The organism is Halostella sp. PRR32, assembly GCF_034808085.1.
Taxonomy (GTDB): Archaea; Halobacteriota; Halobacteria; order Halobacteriales; family Natronoarchaeaceae; genus Halostella; species Halostella pelagica.
In genome coordinates, this window is sequence record NZ_JAXHGL010000304.1 from 1 (window position 1) to 233 (window position 233).

Here is a 233-nt window from a genome sequence, read left to right on the forward strand (position 1 = left end):
GCCACGGCGTTCCAGCGGTATCGTCGCGTCCACGGGCGCCCGGAATCGTGGCGGTGTCGTCGTGTTCGCGGGCGGCTCGAACCGTTGGGGCTATGTGGTCGCCGCCGCGAGCGCGTGACATGGCTGGAGAGTTCGTGGTGGCGTTCCTGGTCGGGCTGGTGCAGGGCGTGTTCGAGTGGCTGCCGATTTCGAGCGAGGGGAACGTCGCCATCGCGCTCCGCGCGCTCGGTCGG

General features: G+C 70.4%; 1 pseudogene. It reads left to right on the forward strand.

The features are described from left to right. Positions 1-119 precede the first annotated feature (119 nt). Positions 120-233 (forward strand): annotated as a pseudogene (locus SM753_RS21575) (UDP-diphosphatase); the annotation flags it as partial.